18 protein-coding genes are annotated in these 18,245 nt (G+C 64.4%); 8 read left to right on the top strand and 10 right to left on the bottom strand.

Features of this window, described 5'->3' with window-relative positions; genetic code table 11:
* Positions 1–239: 239 nt before the first annotated feature.
* Positions 240–1,178, top strand: coding sequence for an alpha/beta hydrolase (locus A9513_RS33160; protein ID WP_065086555.1), 939 nt, complete (start codon positions 240–242; stop codon positions 1,176–1,178).
* A 154-nt stretch (positions 1,179–1,332) separates the two neighbouring features.
* Here the strand turns inward: A9513_RS33160 and A9513_RS33155 are convergent, their stop codons facing one another.
* On the bottom strand, positions 1,333–2,073 hold the full coding sequence (locus A9513_RS33155) for a hypothetical protein (protein ID WP_024762152.1): 741 nt from the start codon (positions 2,071–2,073) through the stop codon (positions 1,333–1,335).
* 100 nt (positions 2,074–2,173) lie between these two features.
* Here A9513_RS33155 and A9513_RS33150 point away from each other — a divergent pair, with 100 nt between their 5' ends.
* Positions 2,174–2,812, top strand: a complete 639-nt coding sequence (locus A9513_RS33150; RefSeq protein WP_083196264.1) for a 2OG-Fe(II) oxygenase — start codon at positions 2,174–2,176, stop codon at positions 2,810–2,812.
* Positions 2,813–2,827: 15 nt separating this feature from the next.
* Here A9513_RS33150 and A9513_RS33145 read toward each other — a convergent pair whose 3' ends face one another.
* The gene (locus tag A9513_RS33145; protein ID WP_024762154.1) at positions 2,828–3,376 is read right to left on the bottom strand and encodes a DUF6160 family protein; all 549 of its coding nucleotides are present in this window, start codon (positions 3,374–3,376) and stop codon (positions 2,828–2,830) included.
* A gap of 256 nt (positions 3,377–3,632) precedes the next feature.
* On the opposite strand from A9513_RS33145, the gene A9513_RS33140 reads away from it, so the two are divergent.
* Together A9513_RS33140 and A9513_RS33135 are read left to right on the top strand one after the other, a co-directional pair.
* Positions 3,633–4,127: a DUF523 domain-containing protein gene (locus tag A9513_RS33140; protein WP_037015473.1), complete on the top strand. Its 495-nt coding sequence runs from the start codon at positions 3,633–3,635 to the stop codon at positions 4,125–4,127.
* Positions 4,128–4,267: 140 nt separating this feature from the next.
* Positions 4,268–4,699: a DUF4399 domain-containing protein gene (locus tag A9513_RS33135; protein ID WP_024762155.1), complete on the top strand. Its 432-nt coding sequence runs from the start codon at positions 4,268–4,270 to the stop codon at positions 4,697–4,699.
* Between the two features lie 59 nt (positions 4,700–4,758).
* On the opposite strand, the gene serA is transcribed toward A9513_RS33135, so the two are convergent.
* Positions 4,759–5,988 (bottom strand): phosphoglycerate dehydrogenase, encoded by a 1,230-nt coding sequence (gene serA, locus A9513_RS33130; RefSeq protein ID WP_024762156.1) that lies wholly within the window; start codon positions 5,986–5,988, stop codon positions 4,759–4,761.
* Between the two features lie 190 nt (positions 5,989–6,178).
* Between serA and A9513_RS33125 the strand changes: the two genes are divergently transcribed.
* The 4 genes from A9513_RS33125 to A9513_RS33110 all read left to right on the top strand — a co-directional run bounded on the left by A9513_RS33125 (position 6,179) and on the right by A9513_RS33110 (position 9,908).
* Complete coding sequence (locus A9513_RS33125) at positions 6,179–7,573, top strand: FAD-binding oxidoreductase (RefSeq protein ID WP_024762157.1); 1,395 nt, start codon at positions 6,179–6,181, stop codon at positions 7,571–7,573.
* Between the two features lie 160 nt (positions 7,574–7,733).
* A complete protein-coding gene (locus tag A9513_RS33120; protein WP_024762158.1) occupies positions 7,734–8,399 on the top strand; it encodes a fumarylacetoacetate hydrolase family protein in 666 nt (221 codons plus the stop codon).
* Positions 8,400–8,484: 85 nt separating this feature from the next.
* The gene (locus A9513_RS33115; RefSeq protein WP_065086554.1) at positions 8,485–9,405 is read left to right on the top strand and encodes an SdiA-regulated domain-containing protein; all 921 of its coding nucleotides are present in this window, start codon (positions 8,485–8,487) and stop codon (positions 9,403–9,405) included.
* 119 nt (positions 9,406–9,524) lie between these two features.
* Positions 9,525–9,908, top strand: a complete 384-nt coding sequence (locus A9513_RS33110) for a NirD/YgiW/YdeI family stress tolerance protein (RefSeq protein WP_024762160.1) — start codon at positions 9,525–9,527, stop codon at positions 9,906–9,908.
* 69 nt (positions 9,909–9,977) lie between these two features.
* Here A9513_RS33110 and A9513_RS33105 read toward each other — a convergent pair whose 3' ends face one another.
* The 7 genes from A9513_RS33105 to A9513_RS33075 all read right to left on the bottom strand — a co-directional run bounded on the left by A9513_RS33105 (position 9,978) and on the right by A9513_RS33075 (position 18,153).
* On the bottom strand, positions 9,978–11,009 hold the full coding sequence (locus A9513_RS33105; RefSeq protein WP_017520827.1) for a histone deacetylase family protein: 1,032 nt from the start codon (positions 11,007–11,009) through the stop codon (positions 9,978–9,980).
* 189 nt (positions 11,010–11,198) lie between these two features.
* Complete coding sequence (locus tag A9513_RS33100) at positions 11,199–12,584, bottom strand: APC family permease (RefSeq protein WP_065086553.1); 1,386 nt, start codon at positions 12,582–12,584, stop codon at positions 11,199–11,201.
* A 387-nt stretch (positions 12,585–12,971) separates the two neighbouring features.
* Positions 12,972–14,021 carry an extracellular solute-binding protein gene (locus A9513_RS33095; RefSeq protein WP_024762162.1) on the bottom strand — a complete coding sequence of 350 codons (1,050 nt, stop codon included), beginning with the start codon at positions 14,019–14,021 and terminating at the stop codon, positions 12,972–12,974.
* A gap of 43 nt (positions 14,022–14,064) precedes the next feature.
* Positions 14,065–14,853 (bottom strand): ABC transporter permease, encoded by a 789-nt coding sequence (locus tag A9513_RS33090; RefSeq protein ID WP_065086552.1) that lies wholly within the window; start codon positions 14,851–14,853, stop codon positions 14,065–14,067.
* Positions 14,850–15,767 (bottom strand): ABC transporter permease, encoded by a 918-nt coding sequence (locus A9513_RS33085; protein WP_024762163.1) that lies wholly within the window; start codon positions 15,765–15,767, stop codon positions 14,850–14,852. Before A9513_RS33085 ends, A9513_RS33090 begins: the two co-directional genes overlap by 4 nt.
* Positions 15,764–16,813 carry an ABC transporter ATP-binding protein gene (locus A9513_RS33080; protein WP_065086551.1) on the bottom strand — a complete coding sequence of 350 codons (1,050 nt, stop codon included), beginning with the start codon at positions 16,811–16,813 and terminating at the stop codon, positions 15,764–15,766. Before A9513_RS33080 ends, A9513_RS33085 begins: the two co-directional genes overlap by 4 nt.
* Before the next feature lie 323 nt (positions 16,814–17,136).
* Entirely contained in the window at positions 17,137–18,153 is a 1,017-nt protein-coding gene (locus A9513_RS33075; RefSeq protein WP_065086550.1) for an AraC family transcriptional regulator, read from the bottom strand.
* Positions 18,154–18,245 lie beyond the last annotated feature (92 nt).

Raw genomic sequence — 18,245 nt, 5'->3', positions numbered from 1 at the left:
TGATGGCTGAATGGGCGGATGAAGCGGTTCTCGTACCACCAGTAGGTGGCGAGCAGCGCGCCCAGGCAGAGCGCGGCAATCAGCCAGGTGAGCAGCGACTTTTGGCGTGAGGACATGGCAGCGACCAGTGACAGAGTCGGTAAGATAGCCGACAAGCTTGCCACGGGGGCGGGCGCGGCAGAATATCCCGCTGCTCCGCGCGCTCCTTCCGTTACCTGCCTGCCAGAAGCGAAACGCCCATGCCTGAAGCCTTCCAGCCCGATCTGCTGCGCACCCTGCTGCGTCCTCTGACCGCAGAGGCGAACGAAGTCGGCATCGCGCTGTACCAGCATTTCTACGGCCTGGACCTGCATGGGCGCCACCCGGGACTGCAGAGCCGCCTGGGCACCTTCGAGGCCGGGGGCTACCAGATCGCCGCGCAGTACTGGCGGCCGGTGCTGGCGCGGGGGACGGTGGTGCTGCTGCATGGCTATTACGACCACATGGGGCTGTACCGCCATGTGATCGACTGGGCGCTGGGCATGGGCTTCGCGGTGCTGGCCTGCGACCTGCCGGGCCACGGCCTGTCCGGTGGCGAGGCTGCCAGCATTGGCGACTTCGCCGAGTACCAGATAGTGCTGGGCGCACTGCTCAACCAGGCCCAGGCGCTGGACCTGCCGCAACCCTGGCACCTCTGTGGGCAGAGCACCGGCGGGGCGATATTGCTGGATTACCTGCTCACCGGCGCGCCCCGTCCGGAACTCGGGCGGACCATCCTGCTGGCGCCACTGGTGCGGCCCCGGGCCTGGGGCTGGTCGAAATTCAGCTATCAGTTGCTGCGACCGTTCGTGGACTCGATTCCGCGACGGTTCAGCGAGAACTCCAGCGACGCCGAATTCCTCGCCTTCCTGCGTGATCGCGATCCGCTGCAGCCGAAGATCCTGCCGACGGCCTGGGTGGGCGCACTGGCGCGCTGGATTCCGCGTATCGAGGCCGCCGGCCATGGCGCGCAGAGCCTGCTGGTGGTGCAGGGCGACGCCGACGAGACGGTGGACTGGCGCTACAACCTGAAGGTGCTGGAAGACAAGTTCGAGAAGATCGAATGCCTGCTGCTGACCGGCGCGCGTCACCACCTGGCGAACGAGAGCGAGACGCTGCGCAGACGTTACTTCGATTTTCTCAGTGAGCGGATGGCATAGCCGGGGGGACGCGGGGCGTGGAAGTCGCTGTAGTCGAGGGTGTGTCCTTCACTCCATGCGCCATGATCCTCAGGCGCCACCCTCTGTACAGCGGGCGCCATTCTAGGGGGAGCGCTTCTCGGAGTGGTCCGCTAGGACGGTAAGGTTATTCCTATCATTGCCCGCTGGAGGAAACGCTTAATCCGGCCTTAAGGGCGGCCAGTGCGGCGCGGTAATATTCGCGCCCGGCTGGCGACTCGCTGAAATCGGCGAACTGGCCCAGCTCGGCATCGCTCAGACCGCGATAGACGTACAGCAGGGTGTTGTCGAGATCGGCGCCAATCTGCCCCATCAGCTTCTGCCGCTGGCCTTCGAGCATGCCCTGGGTAGTGCCGCCGCCGAGCAGGCCGGGGAGCATCTGGCTGAGGCTGTCGGCGGCCACGCTGGCCAGCGCCAGGCTCACTTCGGCACCGGCTTCGCGGGCCGGCAGCACCTGGCTCAGGCGGTGGGCGATCTGCTTGCGCGCATCGCTGGCCTGCTGGCGTGGCAGGCCGTTGGCGTACTTCTGCAACTGGTCGCTGCGAGTGGCCAGGGTCTCGGCGCCGGCGACCTTGCGGCCCAGCGGGGATTCGAAGAAGTTCACCGCCGCGGAGCTGTCCGGTAGGTTCTGGCGCAGGCCGTTGAGGGCGCGCTGGTCGATGTCGGCGGGGGCGAAGCGCTGGTTGCTGTTGTCCACCAGCGTCTGGTACAGCGCCGGCGGCAGATTGCCCTGGTAACGCTTCTGCGCGGCGTGCAGGGCGTCATTGAAGTGCGCTCGCTGTTCCGGCCAGCCGGCGGCCTGGTACAGGCGCTGGTAGTTGTCGGCCAGGGCAGGCATGCCCAGTACAAGAAGGGTGAGGGCCAGCAGTACGCGCATTGCAACTCCTTTTGGGCGGCAGGGTTCGCTCGCCGGGGGCTATTGTCGGCAAGGCTTGCCCCGCTTGTCGAGACACTGGCGCCGGACGTTACAATACGCGATGCATTTCGACGCCCCTTCTCCATTCATGCAAGGCCCCCTCCTGCAAAACATCGTTGACGACCTCGCCGAGAAGGGCTGGTCGCAGCAGGACGCCTTCCTTCCCGATGCCCTGATCGCTGAGCTGGCGACGGAATGCCGTGCCCGTGACGCAGCCGGCAAGCTGGCCGCTGCGGCCATCGGCCGGGGCGATGGGCAGGCCGTGCGCGAAGGTATTCGCGGCGACCGCATCCAGTGGCTCGAGCCCGGCCAGTCCAAGGCCTGCGACCTTTACCTGGGGGCGCTGGACGAGTTGCGCCGGCAGATCAATCGCTCCTTGTACCTGGGGTTGGAAGACTTCGAAGGGCACTTCGCGCTCTACCCGCCGGGCGCCTTTTATCAGAAGCATCTCGATCGCTTCCGCGACGACGATCGTCGCACTGTCTCGGCGGTGTTCTACCTGAATCGGGATTGGTCGGTGGAGCAGGGCGGCGAACTACGCATGTACTTCCCCGACGAACGGACGCTGGACCTGCCGCCACTGGCCGGCCGGCTGGTGGTGTTCCTCTCCGGCGAATTCCCCCATGAGGTGCTGCCGGCCAGTCACGAGCGCCTCTCGCTCACCGGCTGGTTCCGCCGCCGCGGTGACGCTCCGCTCTGAGGCGTCCGTGTGGGGTCAGTGCCCCCAGATCTTCAGTGTGCCGCTGATGTCCTGGATATCGCGCACCTCGATGGTTCCCAGTCGTCCACCGCCCACGTAAAGGTCGCCGGTCACCCGCATCCGGATGGTCTGCGACGGCAGGCCGCTCGCATTCAGCTGCTGGTTGATGGTGGTGAGATCCGGCAGGGTCAGTGCCAGTTGCTGCTGGCCGCCAGCGCCCTGCACCACATCCACCTGCAGGGTCGGTTGCTCGATGCCGAAGATCGGCAGGCTCAGGCCCAGTTGGGCGGGGCCGTAGGGCAGGTTGCCACCGCGGCCGTCCGGGCAGTCGCCGGCATTCACGCAACCGTTGTCGATGAACACGTTGCGCAGCGAGACGCTGCCGCCGTCGTCCTTCCAGGCCACGCTGTCCATGTGCGCCAGCACGTCGGTGCGGATGCTGATGCCGTCCTGGCCGGTGACGGCGCCCAAGTGTTCGTTGTCCAGCGCCTGGAGCTCGGCGAAAGCCAAGGGCAGGTAGGACAGCGCAGCGAAGGTGGCGGTGCAGAGCAAGAAGCGAGGCATGAGGGAGGCTCCATGGCGATTGGCCGATGCGCGAGTCTGGGCGGCTGCCTGCGGGGCAGCCAGTGCCGGGCGGCTGTTCCCGTCGAAGGTTGTGTTTCAGCACAGTGCCGACGGCCGGCGAGCCGCTCAAGAACCCGACTTTCGGCGGGGCGGAAACCTGTTGCGACACACGGTCCGATGAAAGTTGCGTTACCCGGCGTGACCGCCAAACGGCGAGCGGCTAGTCTGTCCCCTTCCAAAAGGGAGTGATTCGCCCATGCAGAAGGTTCTCGTCAGCCGCTGCCTGCTTGGCCATCGCGTCCGTTACGACGGCGGTGCGCACGGGCCGTTCGACCTGCTATCGCGCTGGCTGGACCAGGGGCGGGTGGTGGCGCTGTGCCCGGAAGTCGCCGGCGGCCTGCCGACGCCCCGCGCTCCGGCGGAGATCCCCGGCGGCCAGGGCATGGCCGTTCTGGAACGTGTTCGGCCGGTGGTGACAGTGGACGGCGAGGACGTCAGCGACGCCTTCCTGCTCGGCGCCGAGGAAGCCATGGCACTGGTGCGTCGCCACGATATCCGACTGGCGGTGCTCAAGGCGCGCAGCCCCTCCTGCGGCAACCGCGAGAACTATGACGGCAGCTTCAGCGGGCGGAAGGTCGTTGGCGAAGGTGTGACCGCCGCTGCGCTCAAGCGCATGGGCGTTCTGGTGTTCAGCGAGGAAGAGCTGGATGCCGCCGCCGTCTGCCTGGCCGGGCTGGAAGCCGGAGGCTAGAGCACTCTGCGTCACTCGAAGATGCACTATTTTGCTTGAGCCTCGCGCCGCGGCGCCTATGCTTGTGCGTTCCATGCGTGAGGCAAGGCCGGCCTGAGCGGGTCCTTCGCCTTTCGATTTCCATGTAGAAGGAGAAGAACATGAGAACCCTGCTGCCTTGCCTGGGCCTTGCCGCGCTGCTCGCCGGCACCTCTGCCGTTGCCGCCGATATCCCGCGTACCCCAGCTCCGGAAGGCGCGAAGGTGTACTTCATCGAGCCTGTCGACGGTGCCACGGTGGACAAGACCTTCACCGTCAAATTCGGCCTCAAGGGCATGGGCGTCGCGCCGGCGGGCGTGGACTCGCCAGCCACCGGCCACCACCACCTGCTGATCGACCTCAAGGAGCAGCCGGTGATGAACCTGCCGCTGCCGATGACCGACCAGATCAAGCATTTCGGCAAGGGCCAGACCGAGACCCAGGTGACGCTGCCGCCGGGCAAGCACACCCTGCAACTGCTGGTAGGCGACAAGAACCACGTGCCGTTCGACCCGCCGGTGGAGTCGCAGCAGATCACCGTCAATGTGAAGTGATCTTTCTCCAGGCATGAAAAAAGGAGGCCGAAGCCTCCTTTTTTCTGACCGGGCTGCGCTTAGAACAGCACGCGGCTGCGGATGGTGCCGTTGACGTGCTGCAGCTTCTCCAGCGCCAGGTCCGAGTATTCGGCGTCGACGTCGATCACCACGTAGCCGACCTTGTCGTTGGTCTGCAGGTACTGGCCGGAGATGTTGATGCCGTTGTCGGCGAACACCTTGTTGATCTCGCTCATCACACCCGGGATGTTCTCGTGGATGTGCAGCAGGCGGTGCTTGCCCGGGTGCGACGGCAGGGCGACTTCCGGGAAGTTGACGGAAGATACCGAGGTACCGTTGTCGCTGTACTTGACCAGCTTCTCGGCCACTTCCAGGCCGATGTTGGCCTGGGCTTCGGCGGTGGAGCCGCCGATGTGCGGGGTCAGGATCACGCGATCCAGGCCGCGCAGCGGGCTTTCGAACTCGTCGTCGTTGGACTTGGGCTCGACCGGGAACACGTCGATGGCAGCGCCGATCAGGTGCTCGTCCTTGATCGCGGCGGCCAGGTGGTCCAGCTCGACCACGGTGCCGCGGGCGGCGTTGATCAGGATGCCGCCTTTCTTGATAGCGCGGATTTCCTTCTCACCGATCATCCACTGGGTGGACGGCAGTTCCGGCACGTGCAGCGAGACGATGTCGGACATGCCGAGCAGCTCGTGCAGGTTGCCGACCTGCTGGGCGTTACCCAGCGGCAGCTTGGTCACGACGTCGTAGAAGTACACCTGCATCCCTAAGGCTTCGGCCAGGACCGAGAGCTGGGTGCCGATCGAGCCGTAGCCGACGATGCCCAGTTTCTTGCCGCGGATCTCGAAGGAGTTGGCGGCGGACTTGATCCAGCCGCCACGGTGGCAGGAGGCGTTCTTTTCCGGGATGCCGCGCAGCAGCAGGATGGCTTCGGCCAGCACCAGTTCGGCGACCGAGCGGGTGTTGGAGTAGGGCGCGTTGAACACGGCGATGCCGCGCTCGCGGGCCGCGTTCAGGTCGACCTGGTTGGTGCCGATGCAGAAGCAGCCAACGGCGATCAGCTTCTTGGCAGCGTCGAAGACTTCTTCGGTCAGCTGGGTGCGGGAGCGGATACCGATGAAGTGGGCATCGGCAATCTTTTCCTTCAGCTCGTCACCGGACAGTGCGGTCTTGAGGTACTCGATGTTGGAGTAGCCGGCCGCCTTGAGGGTGTCGACGGCGTTCTGGTGCACGCCTTCAAGGAGAAGGAATTTGATCTTGCTCTTGTCGAGAGAAGTCTTGCTCATCTGCTTTGAACCTGTAGTCCCGGGATGTGGCGAGAAATTGAACAGCTCAGGCCGGACCGGCCGGTGCCAAGCTTGGCGCCAGGTGGCGATCTGCGTGGGGTGCGTATGCTAGCATGTTCTCCCTTTTCCTTGCCCGGTTGCGACCTGAGCTGTTCTCAGGACGACCATGAACCATTTGAGAGTTCCTCCAATGACCCGCGACGCCCTGATCGAATCGCTCAAGCCCCTGCTGGATGCCGGGAAGCTGCTGACAGACGCCGATTCCCTCGACACCTACGGCAAGGATTGGACCAAGCATTTCGCCCCGGCACCCCTGGCGATCGCCTTCCCCAAGAGCACCGAGCAGGTCCAGGCCATCGTCCGCTGGGCCAACGAGCACAAGGTCGCGCTGGTTCCCTCGGGTGGCCGTACCGGGCTCTCCGCCGCTGCCGTCGCTGCCAATGGCGAAGTGGTCGTGGCCTTCGACTACATGAACAAGATCGTCGAATTCAACGAATTCGACCGCACCGCGGTCTGCCAGCCGGGCGTGATCACCAAGCAGCTGCAGACCTTCGCCGAAGAACACGGCCTCTATTACCCGGTGGACTTCGCATCGTCCGGTTCCAGCCAGATCGGCGGCAACATCGGCACCAATGCCGGCGGGATCAAGGTCATTCGCTACGGCATGACCCGCAACTGGGTGGCCGGCATGAAGGTCGTCACCGGCAAGGGCGACCTGCTGGAGCTGAACAAGGATCTGATCAAGAACGCCACCGGCTACGACCTGCGCCAGCTGTTCATCGGCGCCGAAGGCACCCTGGGCTTCGTGGTCGAGGCCACCATGCGCCTGGAGCGCCAGCCGAAGAACCTCACCGCGATGGTCCTCGGCACCCCGGACTTCGATTCGATCATGCCGGTGCTGCATGCCTTCCAGAGCAAGCTGGACCTGACCGCCTTCGAGTTCTTCTCCGACAAGGCCCTGGCCAAGATCATGGCCCGTGGCGACGTACCGCCGGCCTTCGAGACCGATTGCCCGTTCTACGCGCTGCTGGAATTCGAAGCGACCACCGAGGAAGTGGCCAACGAGGCGCTGGCGACTTTCGAACATTGTGTAGAGCAGGGCTGGGTGCTGGACGGCGTGATGAGCCAGAGCGAGCAGCAGCTGCAGAACCTGTGGAAGCTGCGCGAGTACATCTCCGAGACCATCTCCCACTGGACGCCGTACAAGAACGACATCTCGGTCACCGTGAGCAAGGTCCCGGCCTTCCTCAAGGACATCGATACCATCGTCGAAGCCAACTACCCCGACTTCGAAGTGGTGTGGTTCGGCCACATCGGCGACGGCAACCTGCACCTGAACATCCTCAAGCCCGAGAACCTGAGCAAGGACGAGTTCTTCGCCAAGTGCGCGACCGTCAACAAGTGGGTGTTCGAGACCGTGCAGAAGTACAACGGCTCGATCTCCGCCGAGCACGGCGTGGGCATGACCAAGCGCGATTACCTGGGTTACTCTCGCTCCGAGGCTGAAATCGGCTACATGAAGGCGGTCAAGGCGGTGTTCGACCCGAACGGGATCATGAACCCCGGCAAGATCTTCGCCGAATAAGCTGCGGTATCCAGAAGGGCCGGTTCTCTGGGATAGAGGGGCCGGCCCTTCGCACGTCAGCGTCACGGGAAGTGGCGCGTACGCCGGCAGGATGCGGGCAACTGTGCGGGATCACGAGCCCCGCGCGGATCATCTCTTCCATCCGTTGCAGGAGTCGGTCATGAGTTACCAGCATCAGTACGTCGATGGCACCCCGATCCATTTCACCCTGGGCAAGGTGGTGTGCGTCGGCCGCAATTACGCGGAGCACGCCAAGGAGCTGAACAACCCGGTGCCGACCGAGCCGCTGCTGTTCATCAAGCCCGGTTCCTGCACGGTTTCCCAGGCTGGCGGTTTCTCCATTCCCGAGGACCGCGGCTCGGTGCATTACGAGGCGGAAATCGCCGTGCTGATCGGCAAGCCGCTGTCGCGCAAGCCGAGTGCCGAGGAAGTGCTGGACGCCATTTCCGGCTACGCCCCGGCCCTGGACCTGACCCTGCGCGACGTGCAGGCCAAGCTGAAGGAAAAGGGCCTGCCGTGGGAACTGGCCAAGTCCTTCGACGGCGCCTTCGTGCTGGCGCCCTTCGTCAGCGCCGACCACTTCCCGGACCCGACGGACATCGGCATCCGCCTGACCATCGACGGCGAAGTCCGTCAGGACGGCAACAGCCGCGACATGCTCAACCCCATCGTGCCGCTGATCCAGCACATCTGCGGCCATTTCTCGCTGCAGCCGGGCGACGTGGTGTCCACCGGCACGCCGGTCGGTGTCGGCCCGCTCAAGAGCGGCAGTGACGTGGTGCTGGAACTTCCCGGCGCCAGCCGATTCGAAAGCCGCGTGCTTTAACTCCGTTGTCCCGCCGAAGGCCGCCGATTGTGCGGCCTTCGCTTGTTGCGGGATGCCTTGCCCGTGCTGATCAACAAGAGTCGCCATGACCATGTCCGTCCTTCGTCCTCGCTGGCTGTTGCTGGCCTTGCTGTTCATCCTGATTGTGCTCGGCTACCTGACATCCCGCTTCCACTGGGATGACCGTGCGCGTCTCTGGTTGCGCGAGCAGGACACCAGCACTCAGGCGCGCTCGCAAAGCATCTGGTTGCCCGGTTACCGGGCGGTCATCCAGGCCAAACCTCTCAAGGGCGGCATCGAGGGGCAGGAGACCTCCGACCTGGCCTACAACCCGGTGACCCGCACCCTGTTCACCGTGACCGGCAAGAAGCCGCTGCTGGCCGAACTGTCGCTCACCGGGGATGTGCTGCGGGTGATTCCGTTGCTGGGCATGTCGAACCCGGAAGGCGTGGCGGTGCTGGAAAACGGCAATATCGCCGTGACCGACGAGCGCCAGAATTCCCTGACCATCTTCCATGTCGACCCGCAGACCCGCGAGCTGAGCACCGCAAAGTTGTCCAGCTTCGATCTCGGCCCGCGCGGCAAGAAGAACAAGGGCATCGAGGGTATCGCCTGGGACCCACGGCAGCATCGCCTGGTGCTGGGCCAGGAACGTGACCCGCTGGCGCTGTTCAGCCTCGCCAGCGACGGCGGGGCCAGCTTGAACGGTGCGCTCCAGCCCCTGCCCAGTGATCTGCTGATGACCAACGTCTCGGCGCTGAGCATCGACCCGCGCACCGGCCATACCCTGGTGCTGTCGGCGGAGTCGCACCTGCTGCTGGAGCTTGACGAGAAGGGCGAGCCGATCAGCTTCATCAGCCTGCTCGGGGGACTCAACGGCCTGGATGATCGGATCCCGCGTGCCGAGGGCGTCGCCATCGACGAGCAGGGCACCATCTACATGGTCAGCGAGCCTGACCTCTTCTACGTGTTCAAGCGCGAGGCGCAGTCCGGCGAGGGGAACTGATTTAGATCGGAGCAATGCGGGCGTTTGCGGTCTTAAGCTTGGATTAAGTCCCGATTCAGGATGGTTTCAGCCGTCGGCACTAAGCTGAGCCCATCGAAAACGCCCAAGGAGGCACTTCCATGAAACTGACTCACCTCCCGCTGATCGCCGCCGCTGGCCTGTTCTCCACCGTCACCTTCGCCGCTGGCGGTTACACCGGCCCGGGCAGCGATGCCCAGCCCGCCGCCGCCGCTGCCGGCCCGATCACCACGGTGAAGCAGGCCCAGGCCGCCGCCGATGACACCAAGGTCGTGCTCGAAGGCACCATCACCAAGCGCATCAGCAGCGAGCACTACGAGTTCAAGGACGCCACCGGCAGCATCCAGGTCGAGATCGACCACGACGATTGGCCAGCGGGTACTTCGGTCTCCGAGAACACCAAGGTGCGCCTGACGGGTGAGGTTGACCACCACAAGCAGAAGCCCACCGATATCGATGTGGATCGCGTGGAAATCCTCCAGTAATCCGCTCTCGATAAAAAAAGCCGCGCCGGGAACCCCATCCCCGGCGCGGCTTTTTTGCTTTCGAGTGCGTCAGCCGATGCTTTCGAAGCCTTGCAATACGTTGATCGCATTGATACCGATCTCTTCCACCGCATAACCCCCTTCCATGACGAACAGGGTCGGCAGGCCGAGCTTGCCGATTGCCTCGCCCATGCGCAGGTAGTCCGGACTGTCCAGCTTGAACTGGGAGATCGGGTCTTCCTTGTAAGTGTCCACGCCCAGCGACACGATCAGCACGTCCGGCTTGTACGCCGAGATCTGCCGGATCGCCGCCTGCAATGCCAGGCTCCAGACCGACCAGTCACTGCCCGAGGCCAGCGGATAGTTGAAGTTGAAGCCTTCGCCAACGCCTTGGCCCTTCTCGTCGGCGTAGCCGAGGAAGTACGGATACTCGAAACGCGGGTCGCCGTGGATCGAGGTGAACAGCACGTCGGCGCGGTCGTAGAAGATGTCCTGGGTGCCGTTACCGTGGTGGTAGTCGACATCGAGGATGGCCACGCGGTTCGCGCCCTGGTCGAGGATCGACTGGGCAGCGATGGCGGCGTTGTTGAAGAAGCAGTATCCGCCCATGAAGTCCGCCGAGGCGTGGTGGCCCGGCGGACGGCAGAGCGAGAACACCGAGCGCGCGCCCTTGGCCAGTTCGGCCTGGCCGGTCATCGCCACGTTCACCGAGCTGAGCACCGCCTGCCAGGTGCCGGCGGTGATCGGTGCGCCCGCGTCCAGGCTGTAGTAGCCCAGGCGGCCGTCGATGCTGTCCGGCTCTTTTTGCCGCAGGCGGCGGGTCGGCCAGCAGATCGGCAGCATGTCGTGGGTGCGGCCGGTGGCCAGCCAGTCACGCCAGGCGTGTTGCAGGAACCGCACGAAGCCTTCGCTGTGCACCCTCAGGATGGGTTCCAGGCCGAAGTCGCGTGGGGCCTGGATGTCGCCCAGTTTCACCGCCTTGGCCCGGTCCAGCACCATGTCGGCGCGGCTGGGCTTTTCGAAGCAGGGGGTGAACTGGCCGCCGATCAGCTCGTGCTGACCGTGGTGCAAGCGATGGTCGTCGGTGTAGATCGTCAACATCACGCGCTCCTGAGGGCGCACAAGGCGCCCGGTTAGGTTCCGGTTATCTCGGCCTGTCTACGATCTGCTGCGCGTCGGCATAACTGCGTTGAAATCGGTCTCGGGATGCTCATTTACTGCGTGTAAATTCCGCTCCCTCCACCGATTTCGCCTTGTTCTGCTCTAGCTCGCGAGATCGTCAACGGGCTTTCAGGCGTTTTCCTCGAAATTCACACTCGGTGCCTTGCGGCGGAAGCCGCCGGTATGCACCGCCAGGTAGGCGAAGCCGACGGCGAACCAGCTCAGGCCCACGATCAGGGTCATCTGCGAGAGGCTGGTCCACAGCCACAGGGTCAGGCACAGGCCGATGAACGGGATGGCGCCGTACAGCAGGACGTTCTTCGCGCCGCGACGGCGCTCCACGCCCAGGTAGGTGCGGATCACCGCCAGGTTGACCACGGAGAAGGCCACCAGCGCGCCGAAGCTGATCATCGAGGCGAGCGTGGTCAGGTCCAGCACGATGGCCAGCAACGAGATCGCCGAGACCACCAGGATCGCCACCACCGGCGTCTGGAAGCGCGCGTGCAAGGTGCCGAACAGGCTGCGCGGCAGGATGCCGTCGCGGCCCATGGTGAAGATGATGCGCGATACCGAGGCCTGGGATGCCAGCGCCGAGCCAATGCAACCGGCGATATAGGCGGAGGTGAAGAAGTTGCCGAGGAACTGGCCGCCGGCCTTGAGCATCACTTCGTTGGCCGCCGAGTCGGCGTTCTGGAACACGCTGCCGGGGAACACCAGCTGGCTGATGATCGCCAGCAGGGTGAACATCATGCCGGCGATGACGGTGGTGATGATGATCGCGCGGGGAATGTCGCGGCGGGCGTCGCGGGTTTCCTCGGCCATGGTCGAGACCGCGTCGAAGCCCAGGAACGACAGGCACAACACCGCGGCGCCGGCCATCAGCGGGGCGAAGCCGGGCTGGGTGCCGTCACCGACGAAGGGCAGGCTGAAGTCGATCGCCGCGCCGCCGGCCAGTGTCTTGATCGACATGATCACGAACACCACGATGAACACCAGTTGCGCGCCGACAATGACGTTGCTCATGCCGGCCACCTGGCTGATGCCGACCACGTTGAGCACTGTCACCAGGGCGATGGAGGCGACCACGAACACCCAGGCCGGGATTTCCGGGAAGGCGATGTTCATGAACAGGCCGATGAGCAGGTAGTTGATCATCGGCAGGAACAGGTAGTCGAGCAGCAGCGACCAGCCGGACAGGAAGCCGACCACCGGGCCGAAGCTCAGGCTGGTGTAGGAATACGCAGAACCCGAGATCGGGTACTTGCGCACCATGAAACTGTAGGAAGCGGCGGTGAACAGCATCGCCAGCAGGGTGATCAGGTAGGCGCTGGCAGTTCGGCCGCCGGTCATCTCGGTGACCACGCCGTAGGTGGTGAACATGGTCAGTGGGACCATGTAGACCAGGCCGAAGAAGACCAGGGCGGGCAGGCCCAGGACGCGTTTCAGGCGGGCGTCGGCGTTGGCCGGGGTGCCCTGTTGGGTGTGAGCTGTGCTGGCGCTGTGTTGGCTGGCCATGGGGGAGTCCTCGCGATTGTTGTTGTCTTGCGGGCGGGCGGCGTTCGGTGGCCGTCCTGAAGTCATCGGTTTACGGCTCAGCCGCAGCGATGACGACGCGCGAGGAATGAGGGTGTGTGTTGCAGGGTGACGCAAAAGCTGGTCATGGGCGTTCTCGGGGCATTTGTTCTTGTGGATAACGCGCTCGCGTTCCCTCGGGAAATCCCTGCGCCATCTGCGATGGTGCAGGGGCTGGCCGCCTTTCCAGCCGCTCCCTGCGCGAGCCGCCCGACTCTAGCAACCAGGGGTGCCGGGCAGAACCCTGCAAAGGGTCAAAAAGGGATCGAAATGGCCAAAATGGCTGTCAGAATCACCCGGCGCGCACCTCCGCGCCGGGTGACCTGTGGGTCATTTCTTCAGTTTGGTCCAGACCTTGGAGCGCAGTTGCAGCGCCTTGGGCGAACAGAGCTTGAAGGGCTTCAGGCGATCCAGCTTGTCCGCCGGGGTGTTGATCGCCGGGTCGTCGAACAGCTCCTTGTCCATGAACTTGTCCGAGCCTTCGATCGCGTTGTTGTACTTGGCGAAGTTGGAGGCCAGGGCGATGTTCTCGGGCTGCATCATCCAGTTCAGGAAGGCGTGGGCCTCCTTGATGTTGGTGGCGTCCTTGGGAATGGTCAGGTTGTCGATGAACAGGCGCACGCCTTCCTTGGGATAGACGTAGACCAGGCTGGCGCGCTGGGCGTGGGCGCGGTGGAAGGCGCCGTTCCATTGCTGGTGCATGGAGACCTCGCCGGCGGCCATGCGCTCGATGGTGCCGTCGCTGTTGTACATGGCCAGCATGGGTTTCTGCTTGAGCAGCAGGTCCTGGATCTTCGCCGCCTCTTTCGGGTCCTCGGTGCATTCGTCGACGCCCAGGTAGTAGGACGCGGGGGCATAGAGCTCCTCGATGGAGTTGAGCGCCACCACCTTGCCTTTCAGCTCCGCCGGCGGCTCGAAGAACGGCTTCCAGCTTTCATCCAGCTTGCCGCCCGGCACCTTGGCGCTGTCGTAGCTGTAGCCGGTGGTGCCCCACAGGTAGGGCACGGAGTAGTCGTGGCCCGGGTCGTAGGTCAGGGTCTTGAACTTGTCCTTGAGGTTGGCCAGGTTCGGCAGCTGCGACTTGTCGAGCTTCTGCAGCAGGCCTTCCTTGACGAAGATCTCGATGAAGCTGTCCGACGGTACGACCACGTCGTACGCGCCGCCGCCGGCCTTCAGCTTGGCCAGCAGGGTTTCGTTGCTGTCGTAGGAGTCCAGGGTGGCGTGGATGCCGGTGTCCTTCTCGAACTTCTTCAACAGTTCCGGCGGGAAGTAGTCGGACCAGTTGGCGAAGTGCAGGGTGCCGTCGGCATGGGCGCTGCCGGCCAGCAGCAGGCTGGCGGCGACGAGCGTGCGGGCGATGGGGGTACGGCGGAATTTCATCGGTGAAGCTCCTTGCAATGTTGTTTTGATTGGCGGCAGGAGGTCAGCGGCGACGCTGGCCGACGTAGTACGACAACGCAACGAACGCGATGGAAATCAACAGTATTATTGAAGATATGGCGTTGATCTTCGGGGAAATCCCCATTCGGATGGAACTGAAGATATACACCGGCAGGGTAGTGGCACCGGCACCGGCGACGAAGTAGGTGATGACGAAGTCGTCCATCGAGATGATGAACGCCAGCATCGCCCCGGACACGATCCCCGGCGTCAGCAGCGGGAAGGTCACCTTCCAGAAGGTCTTCCACGGCGAGGCATAGAGGTCCGCCGCCGCTTCCGCCAGCCGTGGGTCCATGCCTTCGAGACGGGCGCGGATCGGCAGGTAGGCGAAGGGAATGCAGAACACGATGTGCGCCAGCAGGATGGTGAACAGCGACAGCTTCAGGCCGATGAAGGCGAAGAACATCAGCGTCGCCACGGCGGTGACGATCTCCGGCACCAGCAGCGGCAGGCCCAGTACGCCGCTCATCAGCGTCTGCCCGCGGAATGTGCGACCGCGCATGCCTAGCGCGGCGAGCGTGGCCAGGGTGGTGGCGACGACGGTGGCCAGGGTGGCGACGATCAGCGAGTTCTTCGCTGCGCGGAGGATTTCCGGATCGTCCGCCACCACGGCGTACCATTTCAGACTGAAACTTTCCCACAGCGTGGCCGATTGGCCGCTGTTGAAGCTCAGCACCACCAGCACGAAGATCGGGATATAGAGGAAGGCGAAGAACAGCCAGGCGGCGGGCCGGACCCCGGTGAACTTCCACAGCGGGTTGGCCGACTTCATGGATGACCTCCCGACGCGCCCTGTTTGAACCGCATGCTGTAGATCAGCATCGCCAGCAGCACGAAGGCGAGCAGGGCGAAGGACAGCGCCGCGCCGAACGGCCAGTTGTGCGCCGTGCCGAACTGCAATTGGATCAGGTTGCCGATCATCAGCGACTTACCGCCCCCCAGCAGCTCGGGAATGATGTAACTGCCCAGCGAGGGAATGAATACCAGGATGCAGCCGGCGACGATGCCGGGCATGGCCAGCGGAATGATGATCCGCTTCAGCGCCTTCCAGCGGTTGGCGCCCAGGTCGAAGGCCGCTTCCACCAGGCGCCAGTCCATCTTCTCCAGGCTGGTGTAGATGGGCAGGACCATGAACGGCAGGTAGGTGTAGAGCAGGCCGATGATCACCGCGTTGTCGGTGTAGAGAATGCCCAGCGATGCGTCGGAGAAGCCCAGCCCGTGCAGCCCTTCGTCGATCAGCCCGCCGTTGCGCAGGAGCAGCATCCAGGCGTAGACCCGCACCAGCAGGTTGGTCCAGAACGGCACGGTGACCAGGAACAGCAGCAGGTTGCGCCGGCGTTCGTCCTGCAGCGCCAGGTACAGCGCGGTGGGGAAGCCGATGAGCACGCAGCCCAGGGTGGTCAGGATCGACAGCCAGAACGAGCGCTGGAAGATGCCCAGGTAGTCGGCGTTGAACGACAGGCTGTCGTCCAGGTCGCGCTCCCAGAGGAAATTGATGTAGGCCTCGACGGTGTGCTGGCCCCATTTCACGCCGCCATAGTCCCCCGGTGCCTGGACCGACACGGCGAACATGATGCCCAGCGGCAGGACCAGGAACACCACCAGCATGATCATCGCCGGGCTGGTCAGGGCCAGGCGCTTGAACAGTGATTGGCGTTCCGCTTGCGCGCGTAGTGTTGTACTCATTCGGCCAGCACCCGGATGGCGGTGGCGGGAACACGGACCCGCACCCGCGCGCCGGGCGCGTGGGTGGAAAGAGCGCCGTCGCGGTTCTGCTGACGTACGCGGAAGCCGCCCTGACCGGCGACATTGAGGTGGTACACGGTGTCGGTGCCGACGTAGACGATGTTCTCGACTACGCCTTCGAGCTGGCCGTCCTGCGCCAGCTCGGTGCGCTCCGGGCGGATCGCCAGGGTCACCTTGCCGGGCAGGGTGGTGGCGGCCGGCAGCGTCTGGCCGTCGGCCAGGCGTACGCTATCGCCGCTGGATTCGCCTTCGAGGAAATTGGTCTCGCCGATGAAGTCGGCCACCAGGCGGTTGACCGGTGCCTCGTAGATCTCGGTGGGCGTGCCGATCTGCATGACCTTGCCGCGGCTCATTACCGCGATGCGGTCGGACATGGTCAGCGCTTCTTCCTGGTCGTGGGTGACGAAGATGAAGGTGATGCCGGTCTCGTGCTGCAGGCGCTTGAGCTCGATCTGCATTTCCTTGCGCAGCTTCAAGTCGAGTGCCGAGAGGGATTCGTCGAGCAGCAGCACCTTGGGCCTGCTGGCCAGCGCGCGAGCTAGAGCGATGCGCTGTTGCTGGCCGCCGGAGAGCTGGTCGGCGCGGCGCTTGCCGACGTCGGGCAGGCGCACCAGGTCGAGCATCTTCTGCACGGTGGCGTCGATGTCGCTGCGTTGCTTGCCCTGCATTTCCAGGCCGAAGGCGATGTTCTCCGCCACGGTCATGTGCGGGAACAGGGCATAGCTCTGGAAGACGGTATTGACCGGGCGCTTGAAGGGCGGAAGGCCTTCCATCGCGTCGCCATACAGGCGAATGCTGCCGGAGGAGGGTTGTTCGAAGCCGGCGATCAGTCGCAGCAAGGTGGTCTTGCCGCAGCCCGACGGGCCGAGGAGGGTGAAGAATTCGTTGGCGCGGATTTCCAGTGACACGTCGTCCAGGGCCTTGAGGCCTTGTCCGGGTGTACCGAACTCCATGCATATCCGCTCGATGGTGATCGCGCTGGTCATGCTCGTACCATGCAGTTAAGCAGTTGTTATTGTTGAGGTTTTACGGTTTCTAGGGCCGTTTCACCTAGCTGCGGATTGATAATGACCAAGCGCCGGGATGCGCAGAACGATAGATCAGGCCAATAAGGGATAAATCAGGCCAAGTTGAAAATGGCGCCTGGAACGCTGGATTTCGGGCGTCAGCGGTGTGTCGTCTGCCGGACTTTTTGTAGGAGCGAGCTTGCTCGCGAACCGATCGGCTCCGGCGCGTGGACTGGCTTTGCCCTCTCCCTAACCCTCTCCCTTCAGGGAGAGGGTTAGGGAGAGGGGGCGCCGGTCTGCACCTAGCCCCGATACAGGCTCGGACTCGCCCCACTCCAGCGCTGGAAGGCATGCCGGAAGCTGGCCGTCTCGCTATAACCTAACTGCTCGGCGATCAGGTAGATCGGCAGGTCGGTGTCCTTGAGGAGTTGCCGCGCACGGTCGAAGCGCACTTCATCGAGCACCTGTTGATAACTGGTGTTCTGCTGCTGCAGGTGGCGGCGCAGGGTACGGGTGGAGCGGTGCAGGTGGCGCGCCACGGTGTCCAGGCTGGCGGTGTCCTGCAGGTGGCTGGCCAGGTGCTCGCGCAACTGGTCGATCATGTCGCCGCGGCTGCTGAGCGTGGCGCTCATGCGCAGGCATTGCTGCACGCCGTTGTGGCAGCTGACCGGGTCGGCCAGTGGCAGCGGGCGATCCAGCAGGCCGGGGCTGAAGCACAGCGCGCTGGTTGGCGCGCCGAAATCCACCGGGCAGCCGAGGCGCTCGGTGTAGGTCTCCGCGTGCAGCGGCGGACGGTAGGCGAGCAGCAGCCGGCGCGGGCGCACCGATTCGCCGAGCAGGTCGCGGATCACCGTCAGCAGCGAGGTCAGGCACAGTTCGGTGTTGAACACCGTCAGCTCCGGCGCGTAGCGGTAGCCGTCGGCAGTCAGGTGCACCTCATCGCCCTGCGGCGTCAGCGCCAGGCGGAAGTAGGTACCCAGCAGCTCGGGAAAGGACAGCGCCAGTTGCAGCGCATCGCGCAGGGTGCGGCTGGCAAGCATGCTGTAACCCAGGATTCCGTAAGCCGAGACATGCATGCGCAGGCCCAGGTAGAGGCCCAGCGCCGGGTCGTGGTGGCAGTTGAGGGCGTTGGCGAAGACCCGCAGCTCCTGGGCGTGGGTGATCAGCTTTTCCGGTGTCAGCAGGTCCGCTTCGCCAATACCGCTGCCTTCCAGCAGCTTCGGGCGCGGCACGCCCGCGTGGTGCAGCACCTCGGTCGCCAGCACCACGGTGTGCAGGGTCGCCTGCTGGCGTTGTTCGGGGAGCAGATGCTGGGCCATCGATACGCCTCTTGTAGCCTCTTGCAAAAGAAACACAGGACAGACTTGCGCTAACCTGACTCTAGCCTGCCCGCAAGCTCTGGTGGCCTTTA

This window comes from Pseudomonas sp. AU12215 (genome assembly GCF_001675465.2).
GTDB classification, from domain to species: Bacteria; Pseudomonadota; Gammaproteobacteria; order Pseudomonadales; family Pseudomonadaceae; genus Pseudomonas; species Pseudomonas nitroreducens.
The sequence above is the reverse complement of the archived record's forward strand: the minus strand, read 5'-3'. Positions and strand labels throughout refer to the sequence as shown.